This window comes from Burkholderiales bacterium (genome assembly GCA_036262035.1).
Lineage (GTDB): Bacteria > Pseudomonadota > Gammaproteobacteria > Burkholderiales > SG8-41 > JAQGMV01.
In genome coordinates this window covers 1,116,611-1,135,021 of sequence record DATAJS010000010.1, presented here as the reverse complement: position 1 = coordinate 1,135,021, position 18,411 = coordinate 1,116,611, and the positions used below count along the sequence as shown (strand labels likewise).

Below are 18,411 nucleotides of genomic sequence, written 5' to 3'. Positions count from 1 at the left end.
TTACAGGAGTATTTCGACGTAGCCGAGCTGCACGCCCCCGTCGTCGCAGATGGCTGCGCGCCATGCGCCAGGCGGCGCCCGGCGCGGCGTGTCGAGGTTCAGGCTCGCCGCGGCCCTGCGTCCTTCGACGATCAGTTCGGCCTCGAGAGCGTCGGTGTCGAGGTGCTCGGCGCTGAAGAAGTACAGGCGAGTCTGCAGCGGGCCGTCCAGCGACAGCTCCCATTCCCTCACGCGCACCGGGCGCCGCTCTTTCGGATCGCCGGTGTGAACGATGCGCAGCGGCGGAAGGCGCGTCCCGGCACCGGCGCGCGCGGCGAATACCGGGGCCGGCTCCTCACGGTCCTCCCGGCCACCGCCCGCGGTGTCTTTCGCGTCCGGTTTACCGCGCCTCCCGCCGAGCCCGAGTATCTGCCCCAGCATCTGATACTCAGCCGCCGCGAGGCGCCTGACCGGGCAGCGTCCTTCCGCGACCGAACCTTCCCACCATGCCAGGCCCGACATCAGCGCGTTCGTCAGGAGCTTCTCGACCGCGTCGACCGCCTTGCGGTCGCTGCGCGGTCCGATCGCGCGATCGCCCGCGGTGCGCAGCCCGGTCGCGAACCGCGTGCTGCGGTCGACCTGTGCTTCGGCGACCTTGTACGCGAGACGGATCGCGGCCACGACCGCGTCGTTGGCGGTCGTCAACGGAATGCCGCCGAATCTACGGTCCTGCGTCTCCGCGGAGCGGTAGAACCCGCCGGCATTGCGTACGGGCCGAGCGCGCGTCGGCGCGCTGCGCGACCACAGCTTCTGAGCGTCGGTCATGGGTGGTCGTATCCGATGATGTCGTCGATCGCGTCCTCGTCGCCGGTGATGGCGACCGCCGCCAGCATGCCGGACATGACGGCCGCCTCGACGCATCCGGCGTCCAGCCCGCAGGCGGTCCAGTCGCCCGCGATCGTCATGTTGCGGAAAGTCGAATCGAGCGGCGAAATCCGGTAGTCGGTGGTTCCCGGCAGCGAAAGCGTATAGCGGTCCGAGCCGGTGACGTTCGCCTGCACGTGCGCCGGTCCGATGAGATCGGCTGCCGCGGTTCGCTTGCCGCGAAACGCTGCCGGCCAAAGCGGCTTGACGCCGCGCGACAGCAAGTCCTTCAGGTTATTGCGGACGATCCCTGTCAGGCCGCCCTTCGCCTTGGCCGTGGCCGCATTCGACAGCACCCCGCAGAAGTAGGCCACCGACTTCGCCTGCGGCGCCGGGGCCGCCTGCGCCGACGCCGACGCCGGCAGGTTGTCTCGCCACGCGCGCTCGCTCGCAAGCGTGTGCGTCATGTCCGCCCACGTCTCGAACGGCGGCTCGAGCGCGGTCAGGATGCCGGAGCCGCGATACCAGCCGAGCGCCTCCAGATCCCTGGCCAGCCATACCTGAGCGGCCTGTGTCGCGACCGTCTGCACGTTGACCATCATGTCGCTCCAATGCTGCGGCGCGTGCTGGAAAAATCCCGAGCGCTCCGCGATCGCCACGAAATCGGCGACGCCCATCGCGAATATCACCGCGTCGAAGCCCTTCTGCGACGCGTCGCCTGCTTCGAGCGCGACCATGGAATGCGCCGCTCCGCTCTGCGCCGGGGCAAACTGCCGCTTGCTGTCGGGCCAGCACCCGAAATGATCGAGCGCAGCGGCGCTGATCGCGTCGACCCCGGCCGGCTCGCCATCTACTCTGAAGGTCAGGCCCTTCACGAAGTTTCCGCTCTTGTCGAACGCGAAGGCGACGGTCTCGAGCTCGTGGAGGAAATGGAACGTGACGTTCCTGCTCAGGAGCACCTTGTACAGCGGTGCGAATACCGCGTCGCCCATGCCCGAGCGCATGCGCCAGAACATCGAGCCGCGATAGGTGAAGAACATGCGCAGCGCGCCACGCAAAGCGACTCCCGCTGCGAGCCCCGGCTTCTTGCGGTCGCCTTTGTCGTACGCGAACGTCAATTCGTAAAAGCCCGTGATGAACGGCGATTCGACGGAGCTCCGGGTCGCCCCGTGCTGGAGCAACCAATCGCGATAGTCGATATGGTTGAGCGCGTCGAGGCCTCGTTCGTCGAAGATCACGCGATCGCGGTAGAGCCCGAACGCGATCGTCATGACGATGTCGATGACTTCGGTCTTCCAGCGCAATTTCTGATCGACGCCGACGAGGTCGCGCAACTGCTTGCGAACCTGCGCTGCGACGGCCTCCATGAACTCCAGCGCAGAGTCGGCGACCTGCGGCGAGTAGTTCATCTTGCGCAGCCACGTCTCGAGGATCGTCACTGCCTGGAGCACGCCCGCGGCGGTGGTGAGGACGCCCGTGCGCAGGTAGCGCGCGATCGCCTCCACGAACACGGCGGGCGACCGGGTGGCGTCGAACGCAAAATCCAGCTCGACCGCCTCGTCGAGCCTCGAGCGCTCCTCGGGACGCGGCTCGCCGGGCCGCGGCGTGTCTGACGCATCGATCGTGCTGAGCAGCAGCGTCTTGAGCAGCTCGAAGCAGCGCGCGAGATAGTTCGTCAGCGTGAACGGATTGCTTTCCTCGTCCAGGGCATCGCCCGGAATTCCCTTCGCAGGCGGGAGCAGCCCGCTCCAGATCATCGCGGCCTTGCGGGGATCGCGGATGTAATCGTCGATCGCGTCGGGCGCCGCGACGCCGATGTGCGGCTCGGGGAAAAACGCATCGTCGAAGCTCCCATGCGGCAGCTTTGCGCCTTTCGCGTAGGGCCCCCAGCGCTTCCTTTCGACTTCGGCGTAGCAGTCGCGAATCATCCGGAACGCGTTCTCGTAGAAGCCGAGCCAGACGTGCAGTCCGTGCTCGACGATACGTCCGGCACCGTCCCGGCCCGAAGCGCCCTTGCCGCCGAGGCGCCAGCTCTTCTCGTACACGTGAACTTCGTACTCGGGACGCGCTGCGAGCTGCCATGCCGCAGCGACACCTGCACAGCCGCCCCCGACAATGGCGACCCTCACGCGATCGGGCTGCGATCCGGTGCGCGCAGACGTCTGCGAAGCTTGGACTGAAGCGCCTGCGCGCGCCGCCCCGCCTCGTTCAGAAGTATTCACAGCCGGTTGCCTGCTTGCCAACTTGTCCCCCGTCTGTCGCCAGCGGTGCCGGCCGTCGCTAGTACGCTACGCGCAGGTCGACCGTTATCGTGTTCACAACGTTAGTCGCCGTACCGTTGATGCGGGCGGTGCTCGACAACGCTGTGCCCTCGAAGAACTGCCGCGTCACGTTCACATTCGTGTCTTTGAAGAAAACGTGATTGAACGCGAAGTCGAAGCTCACCCGATCCGACTTGCGCCAGGTTGCACCCAGTCCCAGCCACAGCCGGTTGTCGTCGGGTACGGTCGTGTCCCGAAACCCGTCCTGCGTGGGCGTGCGATCGAACTGAACGCCGCCGCGCACCGTCCAGCCCGGGCGCGGCAGCTTGTATTCGGCGCCCGCCGCGATCGCCCATGTGTCACGGAAGTTCACGACCCGCAAGCCGGGCGGCTTCGTAGGGTCGTCGAAGTTCTGCCTGATCTCCTTGAATTTGCTCCAGTTGTACCACTCCAGCTCGCCGAGCAACGTCAAGTTGTCCGTGACGGCGTGGCGCACGCCCAGCGTGACGATCGCAGGAAGATGCAGCACCGCGTTGGAGCCGACCGTGCCGTTCTGCGCCGCTAACACGCCGCCGAAACCGCTGAACGTCGAAGAGCCCTTGAGGTCATGCCGCATGCCCGAGCGGAAATGAGCACCCACGCGAGTGCGGTCGTGGTCGAATTTGTACAGCACGCCCACGTTGAATCCCGGGGACCACGTGTCTGCCTTGCTGGTTACGCGCGCATCGGTCGCCGGGGCGGGCGGGGCGAGCGGGTTGGGAATCGCCGTGGACAGCGTCGTGCGCGCGTACTGCGCGTCGATGCCCCCGCCTATCGACAGAGACTCCGTGATCTTCATCGCGACGACACCGCTGAGGTTGATCGTCCGCAGCGACGCTTCGATCGCATCGTAGCGCCCGAACCACGCGGGGTTGAACTCGGTGGCGAGCCCGAACGGAACGTTGCCGGCGAAACCGACCGAGAACTGTTCGTTCAGCCGGTGCGCGATGTAGAAGTTCGTGATCGGCGTGGGATGCACGGGGTTGCGCGAAGGTCCGCCGCCGCTCGCGACGTCGGCGCCGAGAGTGCCCGGCGTCGCCAGTGTCGATCCGGCGTCGTTGATGCGCGTGCGGCCGATCACGAGATGGGCGCCGAACGACCACATCGTCCGCGGCTCGGTGCCGTCGCCGCGCGCGAAACGCTCCCGCTTCCACAGCTCGGTCATGCCGGCGGGATTGAAGAAGAGCGTACCCAGATCGTCGGCGGCCGCGGTATTACCCGCGTCGACGCGACCGAGTCCCTTGACGCTTTGCTGGTTGATGAAGAAACCGGTCGCCGAAGCAATGCCCGGCAGGAGCAGCGTCAACGCGAGAACGGCGAAGCGGGTGCGATACGGCGTGCATGCGAAAGAGGTGCGCGTCTGCATTTTCCTCCCCCGGCTCTCCAGGCGGAACGACACGCGCGACGTCCCGCGAGTTTGCAGCGTTCGGTGCAGCTCGGCGATTGGAACGGGCACTGGGCCCGGAACTGCGCTTTATGCGAGCTGCGCCAAGCGCACTCGCTGCGCATTAATTCCTCTCCCGTGGCCGATTGTGACACCTTCATGGCGGCTTGAGTAGGTCGCGCTTCCCCGGCCCGCGTCCACGATCTGAAAGCGCCGCCGAGCCCGTACGTCACTGGCATGCGCGCGGCTCCTGTGCAACCGCCGCCGGCGCACCGACCCCCGCCGACGGCTCCAGCGACTCCGGCACGCTGATGCACAGCCACGCCGCGGCGACGAAGGCGGCAGTGTCGATGGCGGCGAGAACGAGCAGGCTGCGGCCGGACGCGCCGTCCGTGGATGGCGCTTCCCGCCGGTCGCCGCACCGCTTCCCGAGTCCCATCGTCTGCTCCGGCCCACGTCAGAAGGGCTGGAGTCGATTGTGGACGGGGCCTTACGCCACCGAATCCGCGCTAGGGCGTAGGTGCGGTGGCTCTCCCCCTTTTGCCGGTTGCGGCGGCCGGCCGACCTGCGTTTTGGAGTGCGTTTGCGCACATACGCGCAATAAGTCACGGCCTAAAGTGGACCCCGCATTAGGCCATTTTGTGCAGGTAGATGCCGGACAACAGCGACAACGAAAGGAGACCATCATGACCGCAAGCGCACTCAAGCCCCGCCTCGTCAGCCCCTCGCAACGCGCCACCGCCCGGCCGTTCCAGGTGAGCCCCGGCGACCTTCGCTTCGCCGCAATGGTCGAGGAACACCAGCGTCAGCGCCAGATGCTCACGCCGCGCGAGCTCGAGGTCCTGGCGCTGCTCTGCGAAGGGCTGCCCAACAAGCTGATCGAGCGCCGTCTCGGCATCGGCGCCGGCACGGTCAAGTGCCACGTCGCGAACATCCTGTCGAAGCTCAATGTCGCGAGCCGTCTGCAGGCCGTGATCGAAGCGCATCGCCGCGGGCTCGTAGGCAGTCGCGAGAACGAGGAGTCCGCGCAGGAAGAGATGCTGCCGATCGCGCCCGCGCCGCTCGGGCAAGCCTACGATCTGCGCAGCGTCCGCTCGCGCGGCTAGGTGCTGCGCCGCACCTCGCTGACGATGCGCTCGAGGCGCGCCACGTCGGGGACGACGAGCGCGTGGCCCTCGCGGCGCACCAGGCCCTGACGAGCCATCGCCGATAGCTCGCGCGAGACCTGTTCGCGGTTGGTGCTGATCTGGCCCGCGATGTCGGCGTGACGGGGGGCCGGATCGATGCGGGCGCTGTTGCCGGCGACACCGCCCTGACGCGCGAGCCTCAGGAGCTCCGCGTGCACCCGGTTCTGCACGCCGAGAGTGCTGAAGTCGTAGACGCGTTCGGTGAGGTCTCGCACGCAGCGCACGAGCCGCTTGAGCACCCGATCGCAGACTTCGACGTTCTCGTGCAGGACGCGCTGGAACAGCGCCGGGCTCATCGCGGCGATGAGCGAGTCTTCCATCGCGACGACGTCGGCCGATCGCGCCTGACCGTCGATGGCGGCGAAATCGCCGAACCATTGTCCCGCCCGCATTTCCCCGAAGACGACTTCGCGGCCCGAGGCCGAGAACGTCGTGACGCGCACGCGTCCGGCGACGATGATGTAGACATCGTTGTCCGCGGCCTCGCGCGAGATGATCTGCTCGTCGGCCGTGTAGCGCCGCCAGCGGCACTGGCGGGCGATCTCCTCGAGCCCGGACGGGTCGATGCCTTCGAGGAGCTCGACGGTCCTGAGCCCCAGGCTCGAAGGCTCGGCCGCCCTGGCGAGATGGCCGGAGGCCTCGGATTTCATGCGGTGAGTGTATTACAAGTCAATCGCCCCCTTCTCCTATAATCGGCTGCCTCAACGAACCCCGTCGGAGTCGCCATGTCACGCGTCGCCGCGCTCTACCGCTATCCTGTCAAGGGCCTTACGCCGGAGTCGTGCGAGTCGCTCGAGGTGCTGCCCGAAGGCCGCATCGCCGGCGACCGCGCGCTCGCGTTCAGGTTCGCCGATTCAGGTTTGCCGCCGCATGCGTGGAGCAGAAAGTACGGCTACGCGGTGCTCGTCAACACGCCCGGGCTCGCGAAGCTCGCCGCGCGCTTCGATCCGCAATCGCGACGCCTGCGGATCGCGCACGGCGATGTCGTGCTCGCCGACGAAGCGATCGACGGCGAAGGTCGGGAGAAGCTCGCCGCGGCGGTCGAGCGCTACGTCCTTTCGCTGGCGGACAATCCGCTGTCGGGCCATCACGAGCGCCTGCCGTTGCAGCTCATCGGCGACGGCGTCACGCCGCGCTACCAGGACAGCGAGAGCGGACAGGTGACGCTGCACAGCCGCTCGAGCGTCGCCGCGCTCGGCCACGCGCTGGGCGACGCCGCGCTCGACGAGACGCGCTTTCGCTCGAACATCGCGATCGAAGGCGTGCCGGCGTGGACCGAGAACGAATGGATAGGCCGGCGCCTGCGTATCGGCGAGGTCGAGCTCGAGGCGGTCAAGGACAAGGTGCGTTGCCTCGCGACCCACGCGAATCCGAAGACCGGCGAGCGCGATCTGCCGGTGATGCAGACTCTCACGCGCGCCTTCGCGCAGGCCCAGCCCACGCTCGCCATCGGCCTGCTCACGCGAGGCGCGGGCGGCACGATACGCCTGGGCGATCCCGTGACCGTGCTCGACTAGGGCTTACGGGCTCTCTTTGCCGTACATCTCTCGATCGAGAAAATCGCGACGGCGCTGGGCGACCATCGTCGCGTACTTCGAGCAGCTTTCGTTGCGGCGCTGAAGCTCGGCGTCGATCGCGGCGCGGGTCTCGGGCGACAGGTTGTAGCTCTGCACCTCGAGCGTCTCGCACAGATCGACCGGCGACATCGCAGAGAGCTGAGCAGGGCTGTAGGTCACGCAGCCGGCGAGCAGCAGCGCCGCGCCCGAGGCGCACATCGACTTGATCATCGGTACCTCGCGTTACGGGTTGTCCTGCTTGCCGTACATCTCGCGGTAGAGGAACTCGGCGCGGCGCTCCGCGAGCTCGGCGCTGTGCTGCGCGCAGCTTTCTGCGCGCCGCGAGAGCTCGGCCTGCATCGCGCTCTTCGTCTCGGGCGATAGATTGGGGCCCTGCACGTCGCGCAGCTCGCACAGATCGACCGTATTCATGGCCGAAAGCTGGGACGGGCTGTAGCTCACGCAGCCGGACAGAGTGGCAAGAGCAACCGCGAGACACGCGGCCGGCAGGAAGCAGCGGATTGGAGTCATGGCGGCACCTCCGGGAGCGAGGCCGAACGCTCTTCAAACATGGCAGCGCGCCGGGTTATTCCGGCGCACATCGAGTATGGCAGCGCTTTATCGCGGGATTGTCGCGGCCGCGCCGTTGCGGCACGATGACCGAAAAACGAGGAGGAGGAAACATGCAAGTTCGTCTCGCCGCCACCGTGGCTGCGTTCGCGGTCAGCGGCCTCGCAGCGGCCCAGACCGCTTCCACAGGACACGCCTATCCGGAGAAGACCGTCGTCATGGTGGCGCCTTTCCCCGCCGGCGGATCGGTCGATCTCGTCGCACGTGCGATCGCGCAGCACATGAGCGACGCCTGGAAGCAGCCGGTGATCGTGTCCAACCGACCCGGCGCGAGCGGCAACATCGGCGCCGAAGCGGTCGCCCGCGCCGCGCCCGACGGCTATACGCTGCTCATGGGCACGACCGCGCTCGCGGGCAGCCCCACGCTCTATCCGAAGCTCGGTTACGACGTGGTGCGCGATCTGGCGCCGGTCTCGCTCGTGGTGACGATGATGAACGTGCTGGTCGTGCATCCGTCGCTACCGGCGACGTCGGTGAAGTCGCTGCTCGCGCTCGCCAAAGCGAAACCCGGCGCGCTCGCCTCCGCTTCGGCAGGCGTGGGCAGCTCCAACCATCTCGCGCTCGTGCTCTTCAACATGATGTCGGGCGCGAACATCGGCCACGTGCCGTACAAGGGCGCGGCGCCCGCGGTCGCCGACGTGATGGGCGGCCACGTCGCGATGACCTTCGTGCCGATCGCCGCCGCGCTGCCGCCGCTGCGCGGCGCGAAATTGCGCGCGCTCGGCGTCACCGCGACGAAGCGCTCGCCCGAGCTTCCGGAGGTGCCGACGATCGACGAATCGGGGGTGAAGGGTTACCAGGCGGCCGGCTGGAATGCGCTGCTCGCGCCGCGCGCGACGCCGCGCGAGATCGTCTCGAAGGTCAACGCGACGGCCGCGGAGAGCCTGCGCACACCGAAAGTGAAAGAGATCCTGTCGACCTCCGGCGCAGATGCGGTGGGCGGCTCCCCCGACGAATTCGGACGCTTCCTCAAAGCCGAGATCGAAAAATGGGGGAAGGTGATACGGGCGGCGAACATCAGGACCGACTGATCGCCTCACCACAACACGCCGGGGTCCGACCCCGTGAAACCGGGATCGGACCCCGCGAAGCGCCGCCCCGGATGGGCGGCTTCGTACAGGATCGGGAACGCGTTACTTACGTCGAGAGGTCCTCGTCACCCGAAAGCGGGCTGTACTGCGAGACGTCGTAGCTCGAGTCGCCGCTCCAGAGGCTCGCGTCGGCCACCTCGTCGTAGATCGGCGTGAGGACCGTGAAGCCCTCGTCGAGCGCCGCCTGTGTCAGGTCCGCCGCGAACGCCGGGTCGGTTTCGACCAGGATCAGATCATCCGAATCCGCCTGCGAGAGCGGACCCCAGACCAGATACTGCTCGCTGCTCAGGGTGTCACCCGCGGCGAGAGTGGTGTCGAAGCTCTGATCGTTGTAGCTCGTCGAGTCGAAGCCGCCATAGCCCGAGCCGCCGATGCTGGAGCTCACGCCGGTTCCGTACGGCTCGCTGCCCAGCAGCCAGTATTCGACGTACGCGGTGTCGCCCAGCGAAGTGTCGAGCCCGTAGATCGACGAATCGTAGCCGAGGCTGCTCGAGCTCATCGAGTCATAGCCGGCCGAGCCGCCGCCGCCGATGCTCGAGCTCGCCCCGACGTAGCTGTCGCTCTGCAGGCTGTCGTCCATGCCGACGACCGTGCTGGTCGAAGCGTTGCCCGTCCAGCCCGCGCTGTGCGGCAGGTTCGCCAGCCACGGCGACGATTCGTTCACCGACGAAGGCGTGATCGCTTCCGCGCTGCTCGATTGCATGCCGTGCTGCGCCGCGCCGTGGTGCAGCCCGCCGGCGAACGCGCCGCCGCACGCAAAGGTACCCGCAACCGCAAGCGCCATGAGAGTTTGGGATTTCATCGATGTCTCCTTGAGCAATTGCCGAACTTCGGCTTCATACGAGACATCGCAACGGTTGTGCCACAGCGGCTTAATTCAGCACCGCCAACGACTTAGGGAAATACCCCGGCATCGCGTGAGCGTATGTGTGTCCCCGGTCGGCGACGCCGAGCACGGCGGGTTTGCCAAGTCCCTGCGAGCGTGTGTTTTTGCGGTGTAGCCCGCACCCAACAGCCTGAGAGCGGAGGAAATTGTCCTTACGAAATCAGGCGTAAGCGGCCCGCCAGCGCGGGCGCTTATATGCGCGCCGCCGCGACTTCGGCGAGCAGCTTCGCCAGCGCGCTGATGTCGACCGGCTTTACGAAGTGCACGTCGAAACCCGCGGCTTCGGCGCGCCTGCGGTCTTCCTGTTCGCCGTAACCCGTGAGCGCGACGAGATAGATCTCGTCCCGGCCGCGCACCGCGCGGATGCGCCGTGCGACCTCGAGACCGTCCAGGCCCGGCAGGCCGAGGTCGATCAGCGCGACATCGGGGCGCTCGTCGAGCGCGATCTGGAGGGCGGCGGCGCCGTCGTCGGCTTCGATGACCTCGTGACCGTGCGCGAGCGTGAGCAGCATGCGCAGCGTGGTGCGCGCATCGCGGTTGTCTTCGACGATCAGGACTTTGAGCGGCCCCGGTGATGATGGGATAGCGGGCATTTGGGCAGGATACCAGCAAGCCGCGGGCGCGCCGCGCGGGCGCTTACAGGCACGCTAGCTGCCAGCCCTGCGCATGGAACCGTTTCCCCTCAACGCGATCGCCGTGCAGTGGGAATTTCGCTGCCACGGCGCACAGGCGCACGGGAGTCCCTGGAGCTGGCAATGCCGGACCGGGGATGGGGCGGTAGTCGCCAGGTCCGTCGACGACTTGAAGACGCTTCGCGACGCTGTCGCAGACGCAAACAAACACGGTTTCGGGTACGAGGCAGTAAAGCCCGAAGATCGATAGATCGAGCACGCCCGCGCGGCGCACCATTGCGCCCGCGCGGCGCGCGCTCGTGCAGCGAGGGTGAGGGAACGGCCCGATGGGTTGGGAATTCGCAGCGACATGGGTCGAAGAGCCCGTGGGATGCTGGAAGTGGACGTGGCGCCGCGTCGCCGACGACAACGGCGCGGTGCTCGAGCAGTCCGCGGACTTCGTGGAGCTCGAAGAGTGCATCGAAGACGCGCGTCAGCACGGCTTCGACGAAGCCGGCTGCGGTCCGATCGAGTAGACGCGCCCGTCCAGGCACGCGGGGTGCTCTCACCAGAGCGCGATACACCACTCTTTCGGAGGCATCATGAACAAGGAACAGGTCAAAGGCGCCGTCAAGGACGTCGCGGGTAAAGCTCAGCAGGAGATCGGCAAGCTCACGGGCAGCGAAAAGCAGCAGATCAAAGGCGTCGCTAACCAGGCCGAAGGCAAGATCGAGAAAGGCGTCGGCAACGTGAAGGAAGCGATCGAGGACGCCGACAAAGGCAAGACGCCATGAACTACCGTTTGCGCACCGATGGATTCCGCCGGCACGGACCCGCGAAGTCACTCGAGCGACAGGCGGGCAAGCTGGGATGGATCTTCCTGTGGCTGATCGGCGTGCCGATTCCCGTGCTGCTCGTGCTGTTCCTGCTGCGCGGGTGCACGTGATCGTGCCGCGGGCGTAAACAAAAACGGCAGGCTCATCGCCTGCCGTTTTGCTTTGGTGCACTCGCTACGCCTATCCGCCCGCGTCCGACAGGTCGGTCACGAACGCGACCGTCTCGAGCGGGACCAGATAGTACGTGTCGCCGTCATCGATCAGCGCCAGGGTGTCTCCCGTCTCGTCGTCGAGAACGTAGTAATCCCAGCTGTCCATCGGCGCGAACCCGATCAGGTAGACATCGCCGATATCGGCTTCGGCCATCTGGTCATAGCTGGCCGACCAGTCGCTCGCATCCGACAGCGCGAGGTCGTGGCCCGTCGTCTCGATCGCCGCTTGCGAAGGCGCCGTCCCGATGCTCATCGCATTCGAATGGAAGCCGTGCTGCTGGTCGAGCATGGCGCTCGGCAAGCTCTCGTTCACCGAAGAAGGCGTCATCACTTCATGGCCCGAGCCCGCAAACGCCGCCGTGGCCAGGCCGAACGTACTCGCCAGCGCCGCTGCAATGAGAGTTTTCGATTTCATTCGTCGCTCCTTTCCGGTTGGTGGGTGTGCCCCGAAGTTGCCGGGCTTACCGGATAAGTCGCAACGCCTGTGCCGCTGGACTGTTTTTACAGTTGAATCAGGTGGTTACTGCGAAAACGGGCATCCAGGGGCGCCTCGAAGCGTCGCCGGAGCACGACTCGGCGCGTGAGGGAGCACTTGCAAACCTGTGTTTTGTCGCAAGAAATGTTGTCGCGCCTGCCCAACAACACTCCGTGGCGTCCTTGTCGTTATTCCGGCTTGATGCCTGCGACCTGCACGAGCTTGGTGATGCGGTCGAAATCGCCGCGGAAGTAGCGCGCGAAAGCCTCGGGACTGTCGCTCCCGGACGGTGCGAGGCCCTGCGCGGCGTAAGCCTTCACCACGTCCGCATCGGCGAGCGCCCTCTGGATGTTCGCGTGCAGCTTGTCGATGACGGCGCGCGGCACGCCTCGCGGCACGAACACGCCGTTCCAGCTCCCGTATTCGTAACCGGCGACGCCCGCTTCGTCGACGGTCGGCAGATCGGGCAGGAGCTTGGAGCGCTGCTTCGACGAGATCGCGAGCGCTCGCACGCGGCCCGCCTTGATGTGGCCGACGAGCGCGGCGGCGGGCGCGATGCACCACTGGGCTTCGCCCGCGACCACCGCCGCGGCCATCGGGCCGCCGCCCTTGTAGGGCACGTGCACGGTGTCGATGCCGGCGAGCGTATTGAACATCGTGCCGGCGAGATGGCTCGACGAGCCCACGCCCGCCGAGGACATATTGAGCTTGCCCGGCTGCGCTCGGGCGAGCGCCACCAGCTCTTTCACGCTCCTGGCCGCGACCGACGGATGGATGACGAGCACCGCATCCGCATTCACGAGGTTGGAGACCGCATCGAAGTCCTTCAGCACATCGAAAGGCAGGCGCTTGTAGCTGTAGCGCGAGACGATCATCGAGCTCGACGCGCCGACGAGGGCGGTATAACCGTCGGGCGCCGCGCGCGCCGCGAGCTCGACGCCGATCGTGCCGCCGGCGCCGCCGCGATTGTCGATGACGACCTGCTGGCCGAGGATCTCGGAGAGCTTCGGCGTGACGATGCGCGTGATCGTATCGAGCGAAGAGCCGGCGGACTGCGCGGCGATCGCGCGGATGGGCCGCGCGGGATAGCTATCGGCGGGGGACGATGCCGCGTGGGCCGCTGCGACGGTGCCGCACGCACACAGAGCGAAGACGCACGACCGCTTCATGACCCTCTCCTCCCGGGAAACGGACCGGAACCGAGCCTGCTTCTTCGCTTCTTTTTATCACTTCGCGTCCGCGACCGCAGCACGCCGCTGCCACACCAGCCACAGCGCCGCGCCCGCGGCGATGACGAGGAAGGGGATCGAGCCGTAGTTGACCGCGTGCCAGCCGCTCTTCTGGAGGAGGATGCCCGACGAGAGCGACGACACCGCCATCGTGCAGAACACCATGAAGTCGTTCGCGGCCTGCGTCTTCGCGCGCTCGGCGGGACTGTGCGCTTCGGTGAGCAGCGCCGAGCCGCCGACGTACATGAAGTTCCAGCCGATCCCCAGCAGGAACAGCGCCGCCCAGAAGTTCGGCAGCGCGGTTCCCGCGAGCGCCGCGCCGATGCACCCGAGCAGGATCGCGATGCCGGCGAGGATCACGTTGAGGACGCCGAAGCGCTGGATGAGCGAGCCGGTGAAGAACGACGGCCCGTACATGCCGATCATGTGCCACTGGAGCACGAAAGCGGCGTCGTTGAAGTGATGCTCGTGCGCGTGCATCGCGAGCGGCGTCGACGTCATCATCAGATTCATGATCCCGTACGACAGCGCCGACGCGAGCGCAGCGACGATGAACACCGGCTGCGACATGATCTGCGACAGCGGACGTCCCGAGTCCCTGCGCTCGTGCGCCGAAAGCTTCGGGATGTCGAGCCCCGTCAACAACAGCGTCGCGACGAAGCACGTCGCCGCGAGCGAGAGATACGCGCCGAGGTAAGGGGTCGCGTCGAACGCGAACGCGGTGCGCTTGGCCATTTCGGGCCCGAAGATCCCGCCGATGATGCCGCCGGCGAGCGTCAGCGAGATCGCTTTCGCCTTGAACGAAGGCTCGGCGACGTCCGCCGCGGCGAAGCGATAGTACTTGCCGAACGCGGTATAGATGCCCATCACGAACATGCCCGCGCAGAGCAGCCAGAAGTGCGCGAAGTACATCGCGAGGCTGCACACGGCCCCGCCGAGGATGCCGATCGTCGTGCCGGTCTGGAAACCGCCGCGGCGGCCGATCGCGTTCATGAGCAGGGACGCGGGCACCGTGGTGATCGCCGAGCCGATGACGTAGCACGTGAGCGGCGCGGTCGCGAGGCTCTTGTCGGCGGCGAGCGCATAACCGGCGAGCCCGGTCACCGCGATCATCGTCGCGCCGGTGGTCTGGAGCGTCGCCTGGCAACCCGACAGGACGAGGACGTTGCGGCCCTGCTTATCCACGCGGCTTCTCTGCCGCCTTGATCTCGATGATCGCCTGAAGCACCGGCGCGATCGCGTCGGGCTCGCGGCCGTTGAAGCGCTCGCGCAGCCCCATGTCGGCGATCGACTGGAGCATCTCGCGCGTGCTCTTCGTCATCCGGCTCGAGGCGCCGAGGGACTTGAGCAGCGTCGCCGCTTCGGTCATCTCGTGGACGCGTCGTTCGGCGTGGACGGCCGTGCCGCACACCCAGCGCTTGATGAGGTCCTCGTAGGGACGGCCGTCGATGAAGCGCGCCATGTCGGCGACGAGCGCATCGGTGATGCCGTAGCGTTCCGCCGCTTCGAGCGATTCGAGCAGCAGCGCCGCGAGCCCTTTCATGCACACGCTGCGCAGGAGCTTCATGGCGCTCGCCGCGCCGGGCTTCTCGCCGACTACCTGGATGTTCATCCCGTACGGCTCGAGGAGCGCGCGAAAGTGCCCGGCGTGCGAGCCGCTCGCCACTGTCAGCGTCCGGGTGCCGTGCATGGGCACGGGATCCATGACCGCCGCGTCGACGAATGCCGCACCGCCTTTCATCAGCTCGGCGGCTTTTTCCATGTCGCGCACCGCGGCGGTGGTCGCGTCGACGTAGATGTGGTCGGGCGTGAGATGGCGCTTCGCCTGTCGCGCGACCGGCAGCGCGAGCTTGCCGGGCGTCAGGGTCACCACGAGATTCGCGCCCCTGCACACGTCTTTCACGCTGCCGACGAGCCGCACACCCGATTCGGCGGCGCTGGCGCGCACCGGATCGTCCGCGGCCGCGGCCGCCGCCGAGGGGCTGTAAGCGACGATGCTCGAGAGCCCGGCCTGCGAGAGGTCCTTCGCGAAGCGCGACGCGGCTTCGCCGTAACCGATGAAACCGAGACGGACGTCGCTCATCGGAACGTCCTGCGCCGGCGAGGCGTCATAATTGCTGGCGAATCGATCTGTAACACGCAAATCCACTTCATGAGCGAAATCCCGCAGTCCCGTTTTTGCGAAGGTGCCGATTATAGACAGGCGCTCGCGGCGATCGCGGCCGCATTGTGGATGCTCGTCGCGCAGGGCGCGGGCGCGCAGGTGCCCGACTTCACCGGCGACGTGGAAGAGCGCGTGCTCGCGCTGACCAACGACCTGCGGGTCAAGAGCGGCATCGCGCCGCTGGCGAGCGAATCGCGCCTGACCGACACCGCGCGCTCTTTCGCGCATTACATCGCGAGCACCGGCAGGCTCGATCACGACGCGGACGGCACGACGCCCGCCGACCGCGTGAAGAAGCGCGGCTATACCTACTGCATGGTCGCGGAAAACCTCGCCTTCGAGTACAGCTCGGCGGGATTCACGCCCGATCGGCTGTCACGCAACTTCTTCGAGCACTGGGCCGAATCCCCCACGCATCGCGGCAACATGCTCCAGCCCGAGCTCACGCAGATCGGCGTCGGAGTCGCGCGCAACCGCAGCGGCGAGTACTACGCGGTGCAGGTCTTCGGCCGGCCGCTCGCGCAGATGACACGCTTTCGCGTGCTGAACCGCGCGAACGCGACGGTGCGCTATCAGTACCGCAACAGCTCGGTGACCCTGGGCCCCAAACAGGGCCGCAACCACGAAAGCTGCGTTGCGGGAACGGTGAAGCTCGACAGCTCCGGGCAGGAAATCCTGCTTCAGCCGCGCGACGGCGGCCGCTACGCGATCACCGAGGTCGGGCGCGGGGTGTACCGCATCACCGACGAGTAATCACGACCGTCACTCCCGCGGAGGCGGGCATCTCTTCTTGACGTGACCAACACTGTCATTCCCGCGAAGGCGGGAATCCATTTTTGACGTGTCTTGGAAAATGGATTCCCGATCCCGCTGACGCGGGTCGGGAATGACGTGGTCTACCGGAGCTTGATCTCGACCCGGCGATTGCGCTCTTCCGCGACGCCGTCCGCCGTCTGCACAACCGGCTCGCGCTCGCCGCGGCCCACGACTTCGATCGCGTCGCGCGGGATGCCGATCCGCACGAGCAGATCGCGGATGGCCGCGGCGCGCTTCAGCGACAGGGCGTCGTTGGCCTCCGAGCCGCCGACGCGGTCGGTGTGACCGGTCACGGTCACCTGCGCCGCGGGGAAGCCCTTGATCTTCGAGCGCACCTCGTTCAGCGACTGGCGCGAGGCCGCGGTCAGCTCGGTGGTCCCGGTCGTGAAATACAGCGTGTACGTGAAAGGCCTGGCGGGTTGCGCTTCGAGCACGCCGCCGTAGCGCTTCTCGACCTCTTCCTGCGCGAGCTCGTTGCGGCTTTCCTTGCTGCCGACGAGATCGACCGCCTCGTACGGCGTCGAGATCCGCTGGTCGCCGGTGGCGCGTTTGACGATCACCGCCGAATCGCGCCCGTCCTTGTTGGGAAGGAGCACGATACGCTCGGAGTAGACGGGCGCCGGCTTGGGCTTCGGCGGCTCGGCGCAGCCCAGGACCGCCACCGCAGCCGCGGCGGCAATGACGGTACGGATTGCGTCGCCCTTACTGCTCATTCGCTTCGATGATGAACTCGGTGCCGCGCACGCCCATGGTCGAGACGCGCGTCTTGACCGCGAAATTATCGGGCTCGCGCTTGGCGATCAGCCCGGTGACGACCGAGAGCATGCCTTTCGTCATGGACGCGAGGAAATTGCCGTCGTGCGTCTTGGGATCGAATGCGTACTGGTCGAGGCTCACCGTGGTGCCGGGGCCGAGGGTGAGCAACGTATCGTCGCGCATGGTGACGCCGAGATAGCCGGTGCTGCCCGTCACGAGGCGATCGCCCTGGTAGAGGTGCACCCCCGGCGCTACGGCAATCGGTTTGCCCGCGCGCTCGATGCTCGTAGTCCCGCGCGCCGTCTTGACCACGCCCGCGTAGTCCTGCGCGGCCGCCGGGAGCGCGGCGACGGCGATGGCCACTGCGAGACCCGCTGCGATCAACGTCTTCATACTTCGAACTCCCGAGTCAAAAGCGGCGCGTAGTGTAGCGCTTGCACCCGTGCGTCCCGCGCGGGACTGCGCGATTTTTTGCTCACATGTGAACCATGCCACAGCACGACCGTCCGGTGTATGGCGGCACCACATAAAGACGCGGCCGCCCGCGTAGGGGCAGCCGCGTCGTGGTGCTGCATGGTGCTACGTCATGCGACTACGTTGCTGCTGCATGCTGCATTGGCGCTACTGCTTGCTGCCATTTCAACTTCAACTTCAACTGCACTACGGCAACTGCTTGCTTCAACTGCGTGTTGCATGCTGCTGACTGCGGTGCTGCAAACGACGCGGACGCGCACGGCCGGAAAAGCTGCCGCGCGTGCCTCGCGCCGGCTCGGGCGCCGCGACCGTGCTGCCGGCGCGACGCGCGCGAGTCCTGTGTCCGCCCGACGTTACTTCTTGTCGTGCGAGAAGAACGAGCCGAAGCCGCCGCCGTGGCTGCGGGTGGCACCGATGTTGTCGTACTCCGAACGCAGCGGCGCGTTGGCGACCCAGACCTGATCACGCACCTGTTTCACTTCGGCGAGCTGCTGCGCTTCGGTCTGCTTCTGCTGGAAGTACGCGATCGACGGGTTGCTTTCGCTGACCTGGCCCGGCGTCGCGAGGTTGGCCATCGGGCCCCAGCCCTTGTAGCCGCCGGTGCGGTTGTCGAGCGAGTTGATCGTCGACAGCGAGGGCGGTGCTTCGCTGATGTTCGGGGGAAGCATGCTGCCCGTGGTGGTCATGCCCCAGGCGTCCGCCTGGCCGTAGGTGTCGGCGTACGCGCCGAACGAGGTGACGAGGCCTGCAACTGCGAGAGCAGCGAGCGTTTTGCGGTTCATCATGATCTCCGTGATAAGTGCGCCGACTGCGCGGCAACGCCCATCCTGATGCAACGTCCGTGCCGTTCCTGAAAACCCTGCTGAAACAATGGAATGGGCACAATTTCCCGTCGTCGCCAAGCGACACACCCGATGGGCCGCAGTCCGATGCACGGGTGTGGTTTACGAGCATTTCGCGC

Annotated in this window: 23 protein-coding genes; 7 read left to right on the top strand and 16 right to left on the bottom strand. The window is 66.8% G+C overall.

The genetic code is table 11. The annotated features are described in order from the left end of the window. From VHP37_13330 to VHP37_13315, 4 genes are all read right to left on the bottom strand, one after another. Complete coding sequence (locus tag VHP37_13330; protein HEX2827324.1) at positions 1 to 804, bottom strand: hypothetical protein; 804 nt, start codon at positions 802 to 804, stop codon at positions 1 to 3. Further along, positions 801 to 2,972, bottom strand: a complete 2,172-nt coding sequence (locus VHP37_13325) for an FAD-dependent oxidoreductase (protein ID HEX2827323.1) — start codon at positions 2,970 to 2,972, stop codon at positions 801 to 803. Before VHP37_13325 ends, VHP37_13330 begins: the two co-directional genes overlap by 4 nt. Positions 2,973 to 3,123: 151 nt before the next feature. Next, complete coding sequence (locus VHP37_13320; protein ID HEX2827322.1) at positions 3,124 to 4,509, bottom strand: outer membrane protein transport protein; 1,386 nt, start codon at positions 4,507 to 4,509, stop codon at positions 3,124 to 3,126. Positions 4,510 to 4,756: 247 nt separating this feature from the next. Then, on the bottom strand, positions 4,757 to 4,966 hold the full coding sequence (locus VHP37_13315) for a hypothetical protein (GenBank protein HEX2827321.1): 210 nt from the start codon (positions 4,964 to 4,966) through the stop codon (positions 4,757 to 4,759). A 247-nt stretch (positions 4,967 to 5,213) separates the two neighbouring features. On the opposite strand from VHP37_13315, the gene VHP37_13310 reads away from it, so the two are divergent. Beyond that, the gene (locus VHP37_13310) at positions 5,214 to 5,633 is read left to right on the top strand and encodes a response regulator transcription factor (GenBank protein HEX2827320.1); all 420 of its coding nucleotides are present in this window, start codon (positions 5,214 to 5,216) and stop codon (positions 5,631 to 5,633) included. On the opposite strand, the gene VHP37_13305 is transcribed toward VHP37_13310, so the two are convergent. Beyond that, on the bottom strand, positions 5,630 to 6,364 hold the full coding sequence (locus VHP37_13305; protein ID HEX2827319.1) for a Crp/Fnr family transcriptional regulator: 735 nt from the start codon (positions 6,362 to 6,364) through the stop codon (positions 5,630 to 5,632). The genes VHP37_13310 and VHP37_13305 overlap by 4 nt on opposite strands. 75 nt (positions 6,365 to 6,439) lie before the next feature. On the opposite strand from VHP37_13305, the gene VHP37_13300 reads away from it, so the two are divergent. Continuing rightward, on the top strand, positions 6,440 to 7,231 hold the full coding sequence (locus tag VHP37_13300) for an MOSC domain-containing protein (GenBank protein HEX2827318.1): 792 nt from the start codon (positions 6,440 to 6,442) through the stop codon (positions 7,229 to 7,231). Positions 7,232 to 7,234: 3 nt separating this feature from the next. Here the strand turns inward: VHP37_13300 and VHP37_13295 are convergent, their stop codons facing one another. Together VHP37_13295 and VHP37_13290 are read right to left on the bottom strand one after the other, a co-directional pair. Further along, positions 7,235 to 7,501, bottom strand: coding sequence for a hypothetical protein (locus VHP37_13295; protein HEX2827317.1), 267 nt, complete (start codon positions 7,499 to 7,501; stop codon positions 7,235 to 7,237). 12 nt (positions 7,502 to 7,513) lie between these two features. After that, a complete protein-coding gene (locus VHP37_13290) occupies positions 7,514 to 7,801 on the bottom strand; it encodes a hypothetical protein (GenBank protein HEX2827316.1) in 288 nt (95 codons plus the stop codon). Between the two features lie 152 nt (positions 7,802 to 7,953). Here VHP37_13290 and VHP37_13285 point away from each other — a divergent pair, with 152 nt between their 5' ends. After that, positions 7,954 to 8,931: a tripartite tricarboxylate transporter substrate binding protein gene (locus tag VHP37_13285; protein HEX2827315.1), complete on the top strand. Its 978-nt coding sequence runs from the start codon at positions 7,954 to 7,956 to the stop codon at positions 8,929 to 8,931. Positions 8,932 to 9,037: 106 nt separating this feature from the next. Here VHP37_13285 and VHP37_13280 read toward each other — a convergent pair whose 3' ends face one another. Together VHP37_13280 and VHP37_13275 are read right to left on the bottom strand one after the other, a co-directional pair. Then, positions 9,038 to 9,793, bottom strand: a complete 756-nt coding sequence (locus VHP37_13280) for a hypothetical protein (protein HEX2827314.1) — start codon at positions 9,791 to 9,793, stop codon at positions 9,038 to 9,040. 275 nt (positions 9,794 to 10,068) lie between these two features. After that, the gene (locus VHP37_13275; protein ID HEX2827313.1) at positions 10,069 to 10,470 is read right to left on the bottom strand and encodes a response regulator; all 402 of its coding nucleotides are present in this window, start codon (positions 10,468 to 10,470) and stop codon (positions 10,069 to 10,071) included. A 365-nt stretch (positions 10,471 to 10,835) separates the two neighbouring features. Here VHP37_13275 and VHP37_13270 point away from each other — a divergent pair, with 365 nt between their 5' ends. The 3 genes from VHP37_13270 (at position 10,836) to VHP37_13260 (ending at position 11,434) form a co-directional block, all read left to right on the top strand. Next, positions 10,836 to 11,024 (top strand): hypothetical protein, encoded by a 189-nt coding sequence (locus VHP37_13270; GenBank protein HEX2827312.1) that lies wholly within the window; start codon positions 10,836 to 10,838, stop codon positions 11,022 to 11,024. 66 nt (positions 11,025 to 11,090) lie between these two features. Then, positions 11,091 to 11,282, top strand: a complete 192-nt coding sequence (locus VHP37_13265) for a CsbD family protein (GenBank protein HEX2827311.1) — start codon at positions 11,091 to 11,093, stop codon at positions 11,280 to 11,282. After that, complete coding sequence (locus tag VHP37_13260) at positions 11,279 to 11,434, top strand: hypothetical protein (GenBank protein ID HEX2827310.1); 156 nt, start codon at positions 11,279 to 11,281, stop codon at positions 11,432 to 11,434. The genes VHP37_13265 and VHP37_13260 overlap by 4 nt, the downstream gene beginning before the upstream one ends. A 70-nt stretch (positions 11,435 to 11,504) precedes the next feature. On the opposite strand, the gene VHP37_13255 is transcribed toward VHP37_13260, so the two are convergent. The 4 genes from VHP37_13255 to VHP37_13240 form a co-directional block, all read right to left on the bottom strand. Next, on the bottom strand, positions 11,505 to 11,951 hold the full coding sequence (locus tag VHP37_13255; GenBank protein ID HEX2827309.1) for a hypothetical protein: 447 nt from the start codon (positions 11,949 to 11,951) through the stop codon (positions 11,505 to 11,507). Positions 11,952 to 12,199: 248 nt separating this feature from the next. Further along, positions 12,200 to 13,180, bottom strand: a complete 981-nt coding sequence (locus VHP37_13250) for a tripartite tricarboxylate transporter substrate binding protein (protein HEX2827308.1) — start codon at positions 13,178 to 13,180, stop codon at positions 12,200 to 12,202. Between the two features lie 57 nt (positions 13,181 to 13,237). Then, a complete protein-coding gene (locus tag VHP37_13245) occupies positions 13,238 to 14,425 on the bottom strand; it encodes an MFS transporter (protein HEX2827307.1) in 1,188 nt (395 codons plus the stop codon). After that, the gene (locus VHP37_13240) at positions 14,418 to 15,323 is read right to left on the bottom strand and encodes a DUF1932 domain-containing protein (GenBank protein ID HEX2827306.1); all 906 of its coding nucleotides are present in this window, start codon (positions 15,321 to 15,323) and stop codon (positions 14,418 to 14,420) included. Before VHP37_13240 ends, VHP37_13245 begins: the two co-directional genes overlap by 8 nt. A 69-nt stretch (positions 15,324 to 15,392) precedes the next feature. Between VHP37_13240 and VHP37_13235 the strand changes: the two genes are divergently transcribed. After that, on the top strand, positions 15,393 to 16,157 hold the full coding sequence (locus VHP37_13235) for a CAP domain-containing protein (GenBank protein HEX2827305.1): 765 nt from the start codon (positions 15,393 to 15,395) through the stop codon (positions 16,155 to 16,157). 143 nt (positions 16,158 to 16,300) lie between these two features. Here VHP37_13235 and VHP37_13230 read toward each other — a convergent pair whose 3' ends face one another. The 3 genes from VHP37_13230 to VHP37_13220 form a co-directional block, all read right to left on the bottom strand. Then, complete coding sequence (locus VHP37_13230) at positions 16,301 to 16,933, bottom strand: OmpA family protein (protein ID HEX2827304.1); 633 nt, start codon at positions 16,931 to 16,933, stop codon at positions 16,301 to 16,303. Continuing rightward, positions 16,923 to 17,369 (bottom strand): FecR family protein, encoded by a 447-nt coding sequence (locus VHP37_13225; protein HEX2827303.1) that lies wholly within the window; start codon positions 17,367 to 17,369, stop codon positions 16,923 to 16,925. The genes VHP37_13230 and VHP37_13225 overlap by 11 nt, the downstream gene beginning before the upstream one ends. 434 nt (positions 17,370 to 17,803) lie before the next feature. After that, a complete protein-coding gene (locus VHP37_13220) occupies positions 17,804 to 18,232 on the bottom strand; it encodes a hypothetical protein (GenBank protein HEX2827302.1) in 429 nt (142 codons plus the stop codon). Positions 18,233 to 18,411 lie beyond the last annotated feature (179 nt).